11 protein-coding genes are annotated in these 14,540 nt (G+C 63.9%); 9 read left to right on the top strand and 2 right to left on the bottom strand.

Going from position 1 to position 14,540, the window contains the following annotated elements; all coding sequences use genetic code 11:
- The first annotated feature begins 9 nt into the window (after positions 1 to 9).
- Positions 10 to 1,284 carry a beta-ketoacyl-[acyl-carrier-protein] synthase family protein gene (locus SynRS9902_RS03010; protein ID WP_255446182.1) on the top strand — a complete coding sequence of 425 codons (1,275 nt, stop codon included), beginning with the start codon at positions 10 to 12 and terminating at the stop codon, positions 1,282 to 1,284.
- On the opposite strand, the gene SynRS9902_RS03005 is transcribed toward SynRS9902_RS03010, so the two are convergent.
- Both SynRS9902_RS03005 and SynRS9902_RS03000 read right to left on the bottom strand, forming a co-directional pair.
- Complete coding sequence (locus SynRS9902_RS03005; protein WP_255446181.1) at positions 1,235 to 3,226, bottom strand: capsular biosynthesis protein; 1,992 nt, start codon at positions 3,224 to 3,226, stop codon at positions 1,235 to 1,237. The two genes, SynRS9902_RS03010 and SynRS9902_RS03005, sit on opposite strands and share 50 nt — an antisense overlap.
- A 67-nt stretch (positions 3,227 to 3,293) precedes the next feature.
- Positions 3,294 to 5,291: a capsular polysaccharide biosynthesis protein gene (locus tag SynRS9902_RS03000; protein ID WP_186509924.1), complete on the bottom strand. Its 1,998-nt coding sequence runs from the start codon at positions 5,289 to 5,291 to the stop codon at positions 3,294 to 3,296.
- Positions 5,292 to 5,323: 32 nt separating this feature from the next.
- On the opposite strand from SynRS9902_RS03000, the gene SynRS9902_RS02995 reads away from it, so the two are divergent.
- Genes SynRS9902_RS02995 through SynRS9902_RS02960 form a run of 8 tightly spaced genes read left to right on the top strand, consistent with a single transcriptional unit; the run spans position 5,324 to position 14,533 of the window.
- Complete coding sequence (locus SynRS9902_RS02995) at positions 5,324 to 6,004, top strand: cytidylyltransferase domain-containing protein (protein WP_186509923.1); 681 nt, start codon at positions 5,324 to 5,326, stop codon at positions 6,002 to 6,004.
- 26 nt (positions 6,005 to 6,030) lie between these two features.
- Positions 6,031 to 7,338, top strand: coding sequence for a DUF6716 putative glycosyltransferase (locus SynRS9902_RS02990; protein ID WP_186509922.1), 1,308 nt, complete (start codon positions 6,031 to 6,033; stop codon positions 7,336 to 7,338).
- On the top strand, positions 7,335 to 8,363 hold the full coding sequence (locus tag SynRS9902_RS02985; protein ID WP_186509921.1) for a DUF6716 putative glycosyltransferase: 1,029 nt from the start codon (positions 7,335 to 7,337) through the stop codon (positions 8,361 to 8,363). Before SynRS9902_RS02990 ends, SynRS9902_RS02985 begins: the two co-directional genes overlap by 4 nt.
- Positions 8,360 to 9,679 carry a DUF6716 putative glycosyltransferase gene (locus SynRS9902_RS02980; protein ID WP_186509920.1) on the top strand — a complete coding sequence of 440 codons (1,320 nt, stop codon included), beginning with the start codon at positions 8,360 to 8,362 and terminating at the stop codon, positions 9,677 to 9,679. Before SynRS9902_RS02985 ends, SynRS9902_RS02980 begins: the two co-directional genes overlap by 4 nt.
- 39 nt (positions 9,680 to 9,718) lie before the next feature.
- The gene (locus SynRS9902_RS02975) at positions 9,719 to 12,004 is read left to right on the top strand and encodes an N-acetylneuraminate synthase family protein (RefSeq protein ID WP_186509919.1); all 2,286 of its coding nucleotides are present in this window, start codon (positions 9,719 to 9,721) and stop codon (positions 12,002 to 12,004) included.
- Positions 12,001 to 12,918, top strand: coding sequence for a hypothetical protein (locus SynRS9902_RS02970; RefSeq protein ID WP_186509918.1), 918 nt, complete (start codon positions 12,001 to 12,003; stop codon positions 12,916 to 12,918). The genes SynRS9902_RS02975 and SynRS9902_RS02970 overlap by 4 nt, the downstream gene beginning before the upstream one ends.
- A 3-nt stretch (positions 12,919 to 12,921) precedes the next feature.
- Positions 12,922 to 13,698: a sulfotransferase family protein gene (locus SynRS9902_RS02965; RefSeq protein WP_186509917.1), complete on the top strand. Its 777-nt coding sequence runs from the start codon at positions 12,922 to 12,924 to the stop codon at positions 13,696 to 13,698.
- Positions 13,682 to 14,533, top strand: coding sequence for a sulfotransferase domain-containing protein (locus tag SynRS9902_RS02960; RefSeq protein ID WP_186509916.1), 852 nt, complete (start codon positions 13,682 to 13,684; stop codon positions 14,531 to 14,533). The genes SynRS9902_RS02965 and SynRS9902_RS02960 overlap by 17 nt, the downstream gene beginning before the upstream one ends.
- Positions 14,534 to 14,540 lie beyond the last annotated feature (7 nt).

Raw genomic sequence — 14,540 nt, 5'->3', positions numbered from 1 at the left:
GTGGCAGCAGTGCGACAGCAACTCTCCCAGCGGGTTTCGATTGTGGGCTGGGGCTCCGTCTCCCCACTCGGCAGTGACGCCGCGGCCACCTGGGATGGCGTGTTGGCTGGCCGCTCCGGCATCCGAGCTCTGAGGGAAGCCTGGAGCGAAGACCTGCCTGTGCGAATTTCGGGCTGCGTGCCCGAGGCAGCGACCGCATCCCTGGAACCTCTGCTGTTGCGGCGCTCCGACCGCTGCGCCCAGCTCGGACTTCTGGCCGCCAGGGAGGCCTGGGCCATGGCTTCCGCGTTCACCAGCGGGATTGATCCAGCCCGCGTGGCCGTGGTGCTGGGCACCGGCATCGGGGGGCTCCACACGATGCATGAACAGCACAACCAACTGACCGCGGGAGGACCGAGCCGGGTCAACCCACTCACCGTGCCGATGCTGATCCCCGATGCAGCAGCGGGGCAGGTCGCGATCGACCTGGGCTTGCATGGCGGCGCGCACACCCCTGTCTCGGCCTGCGCATCAGGAGCCGAAGCGATGATGCTGGGCCAGATGCTGCTCAACGACGGGCGGGCCGATCTCGTGCTTGCCGGCGGCACCGAAGCGCCGGTGAACCGACTGGGACTCGTGGGCTTCTCCGCCATGCGGGCCCTGTCCTCCCGAAACGATGCTCCTGACCAGGCCTCCCGGCCCTACAGCGAAGACCGGGATGGATTTGTGCTTTCCGAGGGAGCCGGCGTTCTCGCGATGATGCGGGAGGAGGACACCCCCAGCGGTGCAGCCCTGGGTTGGCAGCTGGCCTGCGGCAGCAGCAGCGACGGCCATCACATCGTGGCGCCTGAACCCCAGGGCACGCAGGCCAGCCTGGCGATTGAAGATGCCTTGAGGCGCGCGGGGGTTGAGCCTGGCGATCTCTGCGCCGTTCAGGCCCACGCGACCGGAACCAGCCTGGGAGACCTCGCCGAAGCGAGGGCGCTGCGCCGCAGCCTGGGGGCTGCCGCGGATCACATCCCCGTCTTTGCCCCCAAGGGCCAGCTTGGCCATCTGCTGGGAGCCGCGGGAGCGGTGGAGGCGATTCTTAGCGTGCAAGCACTGCGGCAAGGGGTGCTGCCCCGCAGCATCAATTCCGACCCCCTCGACCCTGAAGTGGAGCTCGCGGTGACCTGCCAGGGGCCCGTAGAGCTGGCTGCTTCAAGCTCCGAGCGACTGATGCTGAAGAACGCCTTTGGCTTTGGCGGTCACAACATCAGCCTTGTGCTGTCTGCTCCCGGTAGTACTGCTGAACAGCAGCGCTGAATCCCTCCCGGTCGCGAGGATCATCGGGCAGGCGGAGATCATCGGCTCGACCACGGCGGCAGTGAATCGTGCCCAACGGTGCCGTTAAACGACCCAGCAACAGCTGCAGCGGTTTGTAGCGGGCACCGACGGCCCCCTCCAATCCGTCGTAACTGAAGAACCAGGGCACCACCCGGCCGCCGTAATGCTGGGCCAGCATCCAGGCACTGGGAGACACCCGCTCCTCGATCGGTGTCACCAGCGAACCGTTGGGGGCAATCATGATTTCGCCGTGGTCACGCAACAGCGTGGAGGCACTCATCATTCCGGCCAGGCGCGACTGGGGCTGGCGGTGATCCAACACCGCAGAACCGGCATTGCGGGCGGCAGCGGCATAGCCCGGCAGCACCCAACGCAGGTGCAGCTGCGCCGTGGTCAGCCCCGGCATGCGCAGAACCCCTTGAATCACCAAGCCGTCACAGGGGCTGCGGTGATTGAAGATGTGCACCAAAGGCATGCCGGCCGGTTCCGAGGGTTGGCTGTCATCCACCACCACCTGAATGCCCAGGGCCCGCAGGGCCACGGAGGAGGCCATGGTCATCAATGCAGCGGCCCAGTCAGGTCTCCGCAGCAGCATCGCCGGCAGCTGCAGGCCATACAAGGTGAATCCCAGGCCAGCCCAAGTCAGCCGGGAAAGCAGCCGCCCCAGCAACAAAACAGGGTTCCGCAACTTGCCTGAGCTCGGGGTCGGCAGCATGGGGGTGGGGGGAAGCTGACGGGCTTCCGGACCGATCGGAAATGTGGTGCGGAAAGGGAAATCTCCATCGAAATTGCCATTCACCTGCGTGGTGAGCACCAGATGGTTGTAGAAGCGATAGAAAAGGGCTCGATCGCTGGGCTGGGGATCACACCAAAACCTGTCGAGGGGTTTCTGGTCCGTCAATCCCTCCAGGTTGTAGAAGGTGTCTCCCATCGTCTTGGTGGGCACCGCATGGAACAGGGCCTGAAGCCCCACGGTGCTGTTCACCGTGATCACCCCACGGCAGGTGCGCAGATAGCGGCTGAGGGGGCCGTCGTGGAAGTAATGCACCCGGCCAGAAACGCCGTATTGCTTGGCGAGCAGCCGAATCAATGAGGCGTAGTTGTTGTAGCCGCGATCCCTGGGATGGTGCTTGAAGGCCAGATGGTCGGAGGCATGGGCATGGCCGGCAAAGGATCGAATCACGTCTTCGATGAAGTCGTGCATGCCTCGGTAAGGCGACCCCATTTGAATCTGGGAATCGCTGGAGACCTGCAGAACCGCGAGAAAGAACGAGCAGTGCTCAAGCAACCGCTGCTTGACCGCTTTTTCCTGCCAGCGGTAAAGCCAGTAGCGCCAGGTGCCACGCACCTGGCACCAGAGAAATCCCGGTGAAGGCTGAAGCTTGTGCTCCCCCTCGATGATCGGGTAGCGGGTGAAGGCATGCTGAATAAAAGTCGGTGCCTTCCAGGCCTTGCGCCAGCGCCAACCGGGGTCCAGAACAATGTTCTGGGGCAGCTGGTCACACGGGGGCAGCTCCCGGTAGAAGGCTGCAGGCTTGTTGAGATTGGAACGGGCATTGACCCGATCCCGCTCCAGCGTCACGTAGTTCGGGCGCAGATAGCCCAGCTCAAACACCCAGGCTTCAACGCCGAGGGCGCGAGCTTCTTCAATGGCGATCCGGTGGGGAATGATGAAGTCGCCATACATAAAGATGTGGCGAATTCCCCTTTCTTCAATCAGCCGACGCAGGAAGGGGCGCCAGGAATCCATCCCCTTGCTGTAGGGCACGCAGACATCGCCTGGGAAGCCGAATTCCCGCAGCGGGAACGCCACCTTGGTGACGGGGATGCCACACCCCTGCAAATAGCGGCAGAAGCGGGCGAAGAACAGACCGATGGGGCCCATCAACAGCAGCACCGGTCCGTCGATTCGAACCTGCACGAGAGCTGGCGCCCGTCCCCTGCCCAAACTGCGACCCGCCCATGAATGGGCAAAATCCTGGCACGGCTCAACGGCGCCGAAGCCGTCCCCAGTGGCGGAACAGGGCCTGCACAAGCGTGCGCCGCTGCGGGGGAGCCTCCCGCCAAGCCACTAGATCGTCGATGGCCTGCTCCGGCGTGATGAACCATCCGCTATCGCGACTGACATAGCGGGGATACTCAATCAGGGCCGCATGGACTAATTCATCCAGCGACAGCTGCCGCTGACGGCGGCCACAACGCTCTCGGTCGTGGGTGAGGCCCCAGCCGGCATAGAACGGCAAGCCCCAGCAATGCACGTCCAGGCCGCGCAGCAGGCCCTCAAACCCTGCCAGGGATGTGAGCACATGCAGGGCATCGATCTGAGTGAACAGTTGCTGGATGGAGCCCTGCGTCAGCACCTCATCGCAGAGTTCAGCGGCATCGTCCTCGCCGGCTCCAGCACGGCAAAGCCCCGCCACAACATCAGGATGCGGTTTGTACACCAGGTAGGCCTCCGGCTCGGCTGCCCGCACCGCTTCCAATAAGGCCCGGTTCGTACGCAGGCCAGGAGCCCCGTAACGGATCGAGGCATCGCTTTCCACCTGACCGATCACCAACACCACCCGGTGCGCTCCAGCAGGACGAATCCAAGCTTCCGCCTGCAGGTTGTATTTGGTGATCGCCTCCTCCACCAACCGCTCACGCAATGCCGCGGCCCGCTGGCGTTGGGCTGGCGTCCACTGCCCCGTCGCCAGAAGCGTTTCCAAATCGCTCGGGCGGGTGGCGTCGTAGTAGACGCCCTGGTGATCCACCACCCAGGACACCGGATCCACCAGATCAGCCCCGAGTCCAACCGAGCGCAGGAAGCCGTCTTCCACCTGGAGCACCGGCAGCTGCCGCCGCGCGGCGGCCTCGAGCAGCCGCGGTCGGGCCCGCCGCCCCCAAACCACCACGGCATCAACGCCCTGAGGAATTCGCCGCCAGCGGGCGCGAAACCGCACCTGACTGCCCGCCAAAAAGCGGCGCAGATTGCGCTGTTTCCAAGGGGTGAAGCCGAAGGCCACACACCGCCGCGGCTGTTGGGCCTGCAGGCGTCGCTGCAAACCGATGGCGGCCATCAAGCTTTCGATGCTGCAGGGCTGATGCCGGTGGGGGTCGATGCAACGGCAGGCACCAACCAGCGCGGCATGCACCAGAGCTTCAAGGCTGGCGCCCTGGCGCCGCCGGAGTGGGGCTTCGCATCGGTCGTGGGTAAGCCCCCAGCCGCCATAGAACGGCATACCGAAGCAGTGGACCGGACGACCCCAGAGCAAAGCCTCAAACCCCATCTGGGACGTGACCACATACACCGCCCGGGCTCGCTCGAGCAGCCGAGCCGGATGGCCACCATCCGCACTCAAGCGGACCCGAGGGTGGGCCAGGTCCTTGCCACTGAAATGCCCCCGGGCGCGGCCGGAGATCACATCCGGATGCACCTTCAGCACCACGGTGCAGTCGGGATGATCATCCAAAGCCGCCTGAAGCATCCGCCGAAAACTGCTGGCATCGGCCAAGCCGAGCGCGATCGATCGATCCCCGGCGGATTGATCCACCACCAGCACGTAGGGCTCATGCGGAGCCTGCGCCTCCATCGGGGGATTCACTTTGCTAAGCCGCTGCTCGCACCAGAGCCTTTGCAACGCACGAGCACGGTCGGCCTCAGCCACCGTGATCGGGGCCGCAATCAACTGCTCCATTCGACTGGGGGCCGTCGCATCGAAATGCACCCCCAGCTCATCCACCAACAGAGCGAGCGGTGGATGCTCCCGACCCTTGGCCACCGAGCGCAGCAGACCGTCCTCGAGATGCCACACCGGCAGATCCCACTGGCGGGCCAGGCACTCCACCCGCAGTGCACTGGGTCGCCGCCCCCAGGCCAACAGCACGTCCACATCTCGGCGACGCCCCGGCACCAAACGGTCCGGCGCCAGGAGCTGCGGGAGTGTGCGGTGCGCAAGCATTCCCTGGGCCGGAACCCCGAGCCGCAGAGCAGCAGGCCTGGTCATCGGGTAAGACAGGTCGCACTGAATCTTCACCGATGGCAGTCCCCCATGGCGCGCTGGCCTTGATCCCCGCCCGCGGTGGATCGAAGGGCATTCCAGGCAAAAACCTGCAAACGGTGGGGAATGTGCCCCTGGTCTGCCGCAGCATCCAGGCAGCCCAAGCCAGCAAGGCCGTGGGCCGAGTGATGGTGAGCACCGACGATGACGCCATCGCGGCGGCCGCCGAAGCCGAGGGCGCCGGGGTGATTCAACGCCCTGCCGCCATCGCCGGCGACACGGCCAGTTCGGAATCAGCGCTGCTGCATGCCCTCGACCTGCTGGAAGCGCAGGGCCCTCTCGAGGCCGAGATGGTGTTCCTGCAATGCACCTCCCCCTTCACGACCGGGGTCCAGATCGATGCGGTGTTGGCCGCGTTGAAGGAAGACGACTGCAACAGCAGCTTCGCCGTCACCCCCTGGCATGGCTTCCTCTGGCGGGCCGATGGGCGAGGCATCAACCACAACCCTGAGCTGCCCCGCCAGCGCCGCCAGGACCTCGAACCGGCGTTTCTCGAAACCGGCGCGATCTACGCCATGGACGTTGCTGCATTCCGGCGCAGCGGTAGCCGCTTCTGTCCCCCAGCCAGGCCAGTGGTGCTGGAGCAGGTGGGGCCGGAAATCGACACGCCCGAGGATCTGGCCCTCTGCCGCAGCATCGCGGCCCAGAAATCCGAGTAATTTTGCCGAGGAAAGGCTCGAAGTTGATGGCGCCCGAAGAACCAAAGCGCCTCGCCGGCCGCAAGGTCACCGCCGTCGCCTGCTTCGACTCCTTCGGCAAGCTGGCCATGACCATGCTGGCGGCCTGCCGGCGTGAGGGCGCCGAGACCACCCTGCTGCTGCTGCAGCTGAACAACAGGGCTCTCTCCCGGCGCCAGCGGCTCGAAATTCGGCGGATCGACCCCAAGACCCGCATCGAGAAACAAAACTGGAACGATCTGCGCCAGCTCTGTCAGGCCATGACGGGCAATATGGATGCGCTGATCCTGGGTTTGGACGGTCAGCGAAGCCGCGATGCCCTGCTGCAGCTGAAGGCGCTCTGGGGCGATCAGGAGCAGCGCCCACGCCTGGTCAGCGCGTACCCGGGGATCCTGTTCCGCTTCGGCCTTGAAGGAATGATGGACCGCTCGGGCGCCGATCTGCTCTGCCTCAACAGTGCAGACGATCTGGCCCTCTACGGCCGTGGCCGCAAAGCCCTGGGCCTCGACAGCAGCAATGCCGAGGTGACGGGGCTGCCGATTCTCTGGCGCACAAAACAGCGCGCGGAAGCCCCGGAGCACCCCTCGATCGTGTTCTTCGAGCAGCCCTCGATTCCGGTGCATCCATTGCAGCGGAGGTTCCTGTGTGAGCAGATCAGGGAGCTGGCCGCAGCCTGGCCCGATCACCCCGTGATCTTCAAACCGCGCACGTCGAGCATCGAGAGCACCCTGCATCGTCGCCATGGGGAGATGGCCGGCGTGATCGACAAGATGACGCGCGATCAGCCGAATCTGCGCCTGAGTTTCAAACCTGCCACCCTGCTGCTGCGCCAGTGCGGTTGCGCCATCACCGTCTCGTCAACGGCGGCGATGGAATCGATGGCGATGGGCATCAGTACCCGCATCGTCGGTGATCTGGGGGTGACCGAAACCCTTGGCAACCACTTCTTCGCCAGTTCGGGGGCCATCGCCAGCTTTGCCGCGATCAAGGCCAACCCCTTCGAACTGATCCACGATGCCCACTGGCTCGAGCAGCAAGGGTTGCAACGGGACGGTGAAGATCGCTTCATCACGGCCCTGGTGGACCGGCTGAACAGACCGGCGGCACCCCTTGGACACTCCGGCCATGGCCCCCTGAGCTGGGGCAGCACTGCCTGGCAGAAGGCCGCCTTGCAGAACGGAGGCCGGCGCATGCTCAGCTCCGGTGGTGCCCGCTCCAGCCAGCGCAAACGTCACCGCACCCGGCGCATGCTGCGCAGCCTGCGCGACAGCGTGGTGGGCTTCGGCTGGCTCTCCAAACTGCTGCGGGAACGATGACCCTGCTGCTGGTCAGCGACGGAGGGCTGGAGCGTTCGGCCTGCGGGCTGATGGCAGAAGCGCTGGAACAGCAGGGGCAGCGCTGCATCACGGCAGGGCCACCACTCCAGGGTCACCAGCCCCTGGCCACCCCTGCAGCTCAGCTGGAGATCACCCTGCAGCATCTGCCCACCCATCCCCTGTTGGATCAGGTCTCCGCCATTGGCCTGTTCCTGCAGAACCCCGATCAGCTCCAGCCGTTCATTCGCAGCTATCAAGGCCTCTGCAGCGCCCGCGGGCGGGCTCCAGCGCTGGTGTTCAGCGGTCCCCTCGTGCCCTTGGTGGGGGACGCCCTGATCCGCGATCTCAGCCTGCGCCTGGGCTGTGATCTTCTGCTGGTAAGCGGCGACCACCAGCTCCGTCAACTTCAATCGCTCAGCTTCAACTGGCCCGCCAGCCTGCCGGTGCCCCCCGTGATAAGCACGGGCTTTTGGTTTGCCAGAACAGCACCGTCTGCCCCGGCGGACCAGCCCCTCCTGCTCGCCCTGATCCAGGAGCAGATCCCCACCCACCTGGGGGCCCGCGATCAGCTGCTGCGCCAACTCAACACCTGGGCCAGGCAACGGCCCCACTGGACCGTGATGTTGCAACGCGATCACAGCTGGAGCGGCACGACGCCGCTGCTACCCCCTGACGCCCCCCTGGCCGACAACCTGGTGGAAGCCACCCCTGAACAGCTGCTGCCACTGCTGGGATCCTGCAGCGCCTGCCTGACGGTGAGCTCACCCTGGAGCCTGGCGGCCATGGCCTGGGGCCGCATCCCGATCATCGTGGGCGACTACGGCATCCACGATGAACAGAACACGACAGGCTTCTTCGGCTGCGGCGCCATGCACCGCCTGCGCAGCATCCCCCACCTCGATGCCGTGAGCGAGCTGCCGATGGCCAACCAGGCCTGGCTTGATGGCATGGGCGCAGCGATCGCCGATGGGCCCGACCGCCTGCTCTCAGCCCTGAACGCCATCGCCCGCCGGGAGAATCCATGACGGCGATCCCCACCCGGCCCACGCTCAAGCTGCTGTTGGTGGCCGACAGCGACAGCCAACTGCTGGCCTGCGAGGCCCTCTGCAGCGCGCCGATCGCACTGCACGTGCACTGGACCATCAACGTGATTCCGCGGGATGGAACCCCCCAGGCCCTGTTGGAGCGTCTCGCCCAGCGGGCCACCCTGCACCGTCAGAGCCTGGCCCGGCTGCTGCGCGACCGCCGGCTGCAGGGCTTTGATGCCATCGGCGTCTTCCTGACGGGCAGCAAGCTCAACGACATCCGCCTCGCCCTGCAGCGGAATCCCCAGCGCCCCCTGCTGTTCTGTGGTTTCAACGGTGTGGTGCTGGACCACTTCATTGAAGGATTGAGCTGGAGGCTGGGCTACGACCTGATCTGCCTCAGCGGCCCGCGCGATCAGGACGCCCTGAAGCAGCTGGTGGCGGGGACACCGTTTGCGCAGCAGCGCACCGTGCTCACCGGTCTACGGCGCAATGCGCCCTCGCCAGACCTGGCCCCTCTGTCCCAGCGGCCGAGACGACTGGTGTTTGCCGAGCAGGTGATCATGCCGGCATCGACCACCGAGCGAGCCCGGCTCGTGCGCCTGCTCAGCGATCTGGCCCGCCGCTCCCCCAACTGGGAGGTGCTGATCAAACCCCGGATCGCCCCGGGAGACGCCACCTTTCATGACGTCGACACCCACATCAGCACAACCCTGAAGCAAACCCTGGGGGTACCTCCGGCCAACCTGCGGCTGGACTACCGCCCCCTGCCGGTGCTGCTGAAGCAGGCCAGGCTGCTGGCCACCCTCTCCTCAACGGCATTCTTCGACGCCCTTGACTTCGGCTGCCGGGCGATTGCCATCAGTGATCTGGGCCTGCAGCCGGCCTATGGGGGCCACGTCTATGCCGGCAGTGGTGTCTGGCGCTCCCTGGAGGCCATGGCCAACCTGGATGCCCTCGATGCCGAAGGCCCAGCACCCGATCCGCGCTGGCTGGAGTGGATGGGCTACGGGCAACGGTTCAGCCCCTCCGCCCTGCTCGTGGCGCTGAACGAGCTGAAACAACAACCGCCACAACCCCTGCCCAGCAGCATCGGCTACCCGGGCAACGCCCAATCCAGCTTCAACCAACTGCGCCTGGGGGCTGAAGCCGCCATTGCCACCGGCGACTGGAGCAATGCCCGGGAGCTGCTCTGCCAGGCCCGGTTGATGCGCCCCCTGCACCGCGGCGTCGCTCGCCGCTACTGGGCCGTGCGCCAAGCCAACCCCCTGCTGCGGCAGATCGCCCTGCTGATCTCGTACAGAGAACTGAAGTAAGTTCAACGCCTGACTCAACCCAGGTGGCCGGACAGAACGGTGAGAGGCATCCTGATTGAGCGGAATTTCACCCAGTTCGTTGTCTTCGCCGAAGACAGCATTCTTTCGGCGCTGAGCAAGATCACGGCCAACCAATCACGGTTGATCTTCGTTGTCTCAGAAAGCGGCATCCTCCAGGGGGTGCTCACCGATGGCGACTTCCGCCGCTGGATTGCCGGGTGTGGCGAGATCGACCTCAACCGGCCGGTCACCGCGGCCATGAATGCCAACTGCCGCTCTGCCCCCGAAGGCACCAGCGCCAGTGATCTCAGCGCCCTGCTCAATTCCCGCATCATTGCGCTGCCGCTGCTCGACAGCCATGGCCGCATCGTCGCCGTGGCACGGCGGGCCACCGATGGACTCCAGATCGGCTCCCACCGCATCGGCGATGACGCCCCCTGTTTCCTGATCGCCGAGATCGGCAACAACCACAACGGCGATCTCAACACTGCCCTGCAACTGATCGATGCGGCCCACGCCGCGGGAGCGGACTGCGCCAAGTTCCAGATGCGGGACATGAGTCGGCTGTACCGCAATGCGGGCGACAGCAACGACATGGCGTCCGATCTGGGCACCCAATACACCCTGGATCTGCTCGAACGTTTCCAGCTCAGCGACGACGAGCTGTTCCGCTGCTTTGACCACGCGGCGAGCAAAGGTCTGGTGCCCCTCTGCACCCCCTGGGATGAGGCCAGCCTCGACAAGCTCAACCGCTGGGGGATGGAAGGCTTCAAGGTGGCGTCTGCCGACTTCACCAACCACGCCCTGCTCTCCAGCCTGGCCGCCACCGGCAAACCGCTGATCTGCTCCACCGGCATGGCCTCGGAAGTGGAGATCCGCTCCGGGATCCGCCACCTCCAAAACGAGGGCGCCGGCTACGTGCTGCTCCACTGCAATTCCACCTATCCGACCCCGTTCAAGGACGTCAACCTGCGCTATCTCGAGCGGCTGCGGGACCTGGCCGAAGCGCCCGTGGGCTACTCCGGCCATGAACGCGGCATCGAAGTTCCCATCGCCGCCGCCGCCCTCGGCGCGGTGGTGATCGAAAAGCACATCACCCTTGATCGCGCCATGGAGGGCAACGACCACAAGGTGAGCCTGCTGCCCGACGAATTTGCCCAGATGATCCAGGGCATCCGCCGGGTGGAGGAGTCGATGGGCAGCAGCGACGAGCGCAGCATCAGCCAGGGCGAAATGATGAATCGTGAGGTGCTGGCCAAGAGCCTGGTCGCCACCTGCGACGTCCCCGCCGGCACAGAGATCACCGAGGCCATGGTCGGCATCCAGAGCCCCGGGCAAGGGCTGCAGCCCAACCGTCTGGCCGACCTGCTCGGCAAGACCTTGCCGGTGAGCAAAGCAGCCGGCGACTTCTTCTTCCCCTCCGACCTCGAAACCCCAGCAGCCAGCCCTGGCACCTACCGCTTCCAGCATCGCTTTGGCCTGCCGGTGAGATATCACGACATCCAGAGCTTTGCCGCCAGCAGCAATCTCGATCTCGTGGAGATTCACCTCAGTTACAAGGATCTCGAAGTCGAGCTCGATCAGGTGCTGCCCACGCCGCAACAACTCGGGCTGGTGGTGCATGCCCCCGAACTCTTCGCCGGTGATCACACCCTGGATCTCTGCACGGCTGATCACGACTACCGGAGCCACTCGATTCGGGAACTCCAACGCGTGGTCGACATCTCCCGCGACCTGCGCCGCCGCTTCCGCTGCCCCGATCCCGTTCTGCTGGTGACCAACGTCGGCGGTTTCTCAGAACACCACCACCTCGAGGCGCATGAATTGAGACCGCTGCGCCAACGGCTGATCGACAGCCTTGAGCAGATCAACACCGCTGGTGAGGTGGAGATCATTCCCCAGACCATGCCCCCCTTCCCCTGGCATTTCGGCGGGCAGCGTTATCACAACCTCTTTGTCGACACCGACTTCATCCAGGAGTTCTGCGAGGAGACAGGCATGCGGGTCTGCCTGGATGTGTCCCACTCCAAGCTCGCTTGCACCCATCTCAACGCCTCCTTCAGCGCCTTCCTCCAGGCGATCCTTCCCGTCACGGCCCATCTGCACTTGGCCGATGCCAAAGGGGTCGATGGGGAGGGCCTGCAGATTCACGACGGTGAAATCGACTGGGTTCAGCTGTTCAGCCTCATGGACAAGCTGGCCCCCAACGCCTCATTCATCCCCGAGATCTGGCAGGGCCACAAGAACAACGGCGAAGGGGCCTGGCTCGCCCTCGAACGGCTCGAGAGCTGTGTTGCCGCCAGCCCACAACAGCAGGTCGCATGAGTCAGCTCAAACCGAATCGGATCGTGCTGCACTGCGGTCTGCACAAAACAGGCAGCACCTACATCCAGCGCAACCTGCAGACCAACCGCAAGCTTCTGCTGCAGCATGGCGTGCTCTATCTGGGCCCCAACACCTTCAAAAAGCGGTGCCCGGAGTTATGGCGACACCTGCAATGGGGCCGCTGGGATCGCAAGACCCCCCAAAGCTTGAAATCCCAAACCCGCGCCACCCTGCTGGAGCTGGCGGGGGAGCACCCGGAGAGGATCCACACCATCTTTTTCTCCTTCGAAGCCATTTTTGGAACCTTGCGCAGCGGCCTTGTCGACGAACGACGCAAAAAAGTACCCAACAAAGAAGGCAAAACGGGCTTGTATCGCTACGCCAAGTCACGCACCAAACGGTTGATGATCGGCCTGGAAGACAGCCTCGAACAGCGATCGATCGCATGGACCGTGTTGTTTGCCAGCAGAGATCCAGAGGCCTTCATCCGCTCCTGCCACACCCAACTGCTGAAAGAAGGCCGCCACACGCCCGAAACCAGCCGTTTCGAGTCATTCCGTCAAACCGCCGATTTTTCTTACACCAACCCCACAACATTGGCCGAAAGTCTGAGCCGGCTGGGCGCTAAACGGGAGGTTCATTTTGCGAGCATCAATTACGACAAGCTCAGTGATCCCCATCAACCCAGCACATTCCTATGGAATCTGCTGAAGCAGGCACTGCCTGAACAAGCCCCCCTGCTCCAGCGGCAACTGGAAGACAACACCGAGAACGAGAATTTGAACAAAACCACCAATCCAGGCCTGAACGAAAGGGGGCTTGAACTGGCGGTGCAAGCACGGCCCTTGTTCAATCGCAGCGAATGGAAACTGTTTCGCAAATTCCTCGAAAAGAATTTCGCCAAAAGCCGCTGATCCATGGCTCAACCGCACCACTTCATCCGGATGAAGCGCCACAACCTGCTCTATGGGCGGGTTCCCAAAGCGGCCAATTCCTCGATCAAAGCAGCCCTGTGCCGTCTGCTCAGTGAGAGGCCTCCCAAAGGAACCAAAACAACATCAGACAAGTTCTGGCAGCACGAAACCAATCAGGAAACAGAACTGATCACCTTGCGCCGTGCCCGCAAGTATCGGCGCAGCCATTTCAGCTTCAGCTTCGTGCGCAACCCGTTCGACCGACTGATCGCGGCCTACAACAACAAAGTGATCGAAATCGAGGCGCCACCTCTACCGATGCAAAACATGGGGATCACCCATGGCATGTCGTTTGAAGCCTTCCTCGATGTCTTGATCGAAACGCCGTTCAAGCACTACGACGTTCACGTCTTGCCCCAGAATCAGTTGTTGTGCATCGGCAATCAGATCGTGCCGAAGTTTGTGGGGCGCGTTGAACAGATCAACGAGCACTGGGCAGAACTGCGCGACATCCTGGCTCGACGCGGCATCGATGTCATGGAGTCGTTACCGCAGAAAAATGTTCGGCGCAGTGATCGTGGCGGCCTGCAGGATTATTTCAACAGCGATGCTCTGATCGAAAAAACGATGCGGATCTATGGCGATGATGTGCGCCTTTTTTACAACGATGTTTCTCTGGATCACTTGATCCAGAACGCCCCTCTGCCTTCGATCAACCCCCTGCATAGCACGGGCTTGAAGCTGTCCAACTGGCTGCGGACCCATGGCTTCGAACGCTGATCCAACGAGCTGGCTGGACACCTGGCGTTGCCGGCATCAGATCAAGCGCAGCCTGCAGGGGAGGCACGATCACATTGCGGCGCTGTACCGCTCCCGGCTGCCCACCTTCATCATCATCGGAGCAGCCAAGTCAGCCACCACCAGCCTGGCCACGGCCCTGGGCCGCCATCCCGAGATCCAGATCAGCCGGTCGATGGAACCGAAATTCTTCGGACGTCACTACCTGCGGGGCTGGCAGTGGTACGCAAGTCAGTTTGCGGAGGATCCCCAACGCCCCCTGCGGGGCGAAGCCAGCACGATGTACAGCTCGTCCTACGGCACCTACGCCAGCACTCCGGAGCTGATTCATCACCACCTCGGCCCCATTCCGCTGATCTATCTGGTGCGCCACCCCCTTCGCCGGATTGAATCCCACTGGCGCCACTGGCGCGGACGCATCAAAGACTGCCCGCCGTTTGATCAACTGCTCCGCTCTCCCCGCCTGAGGCAACGCGTCATCGATGCCTCGCTGTATCACCAGCAATGGCAGCGCTACCGCCGCGTCTTTCCGGAGCAATCGATGATGAGCATGACGACGGAAGAGCTCAGCGCGAACCCCAAAACCAGCCTGGAACGCATCCTCCGCTTCATCGGCGCCACGCCTGATTGCGCCGGACTGCTGGAGAAGGGGCAACTGCCGCTGTTGAATCCAGCGGGATCGAAAGGACGAAAAAACGTTGCGGCACCCGGCTGGAGCGACGAGCTCAAACAACAAACCATTGATCTGATTCGCCCCGACAGCGAACGCTTCCTGGCCAGCACAGGCCGGCCCAGCACAACCTGGGCTTGGAATTGAGCCCATT

Origin of the sequence: Synechococcus sp. RS9902, from assembly GCF_014279635.1 — a bacterium.
In the GTDB taxonomy this organism is placed as follows: domain Bacteria; phylum Cyanobacteriota; class Cyanobacteriia; order PCC-6307; family Cyanobiaceae; genus Parasynechococcus.
This window is presented reverse-complemented; position numbering and strand designations above follow the sequence as displayed.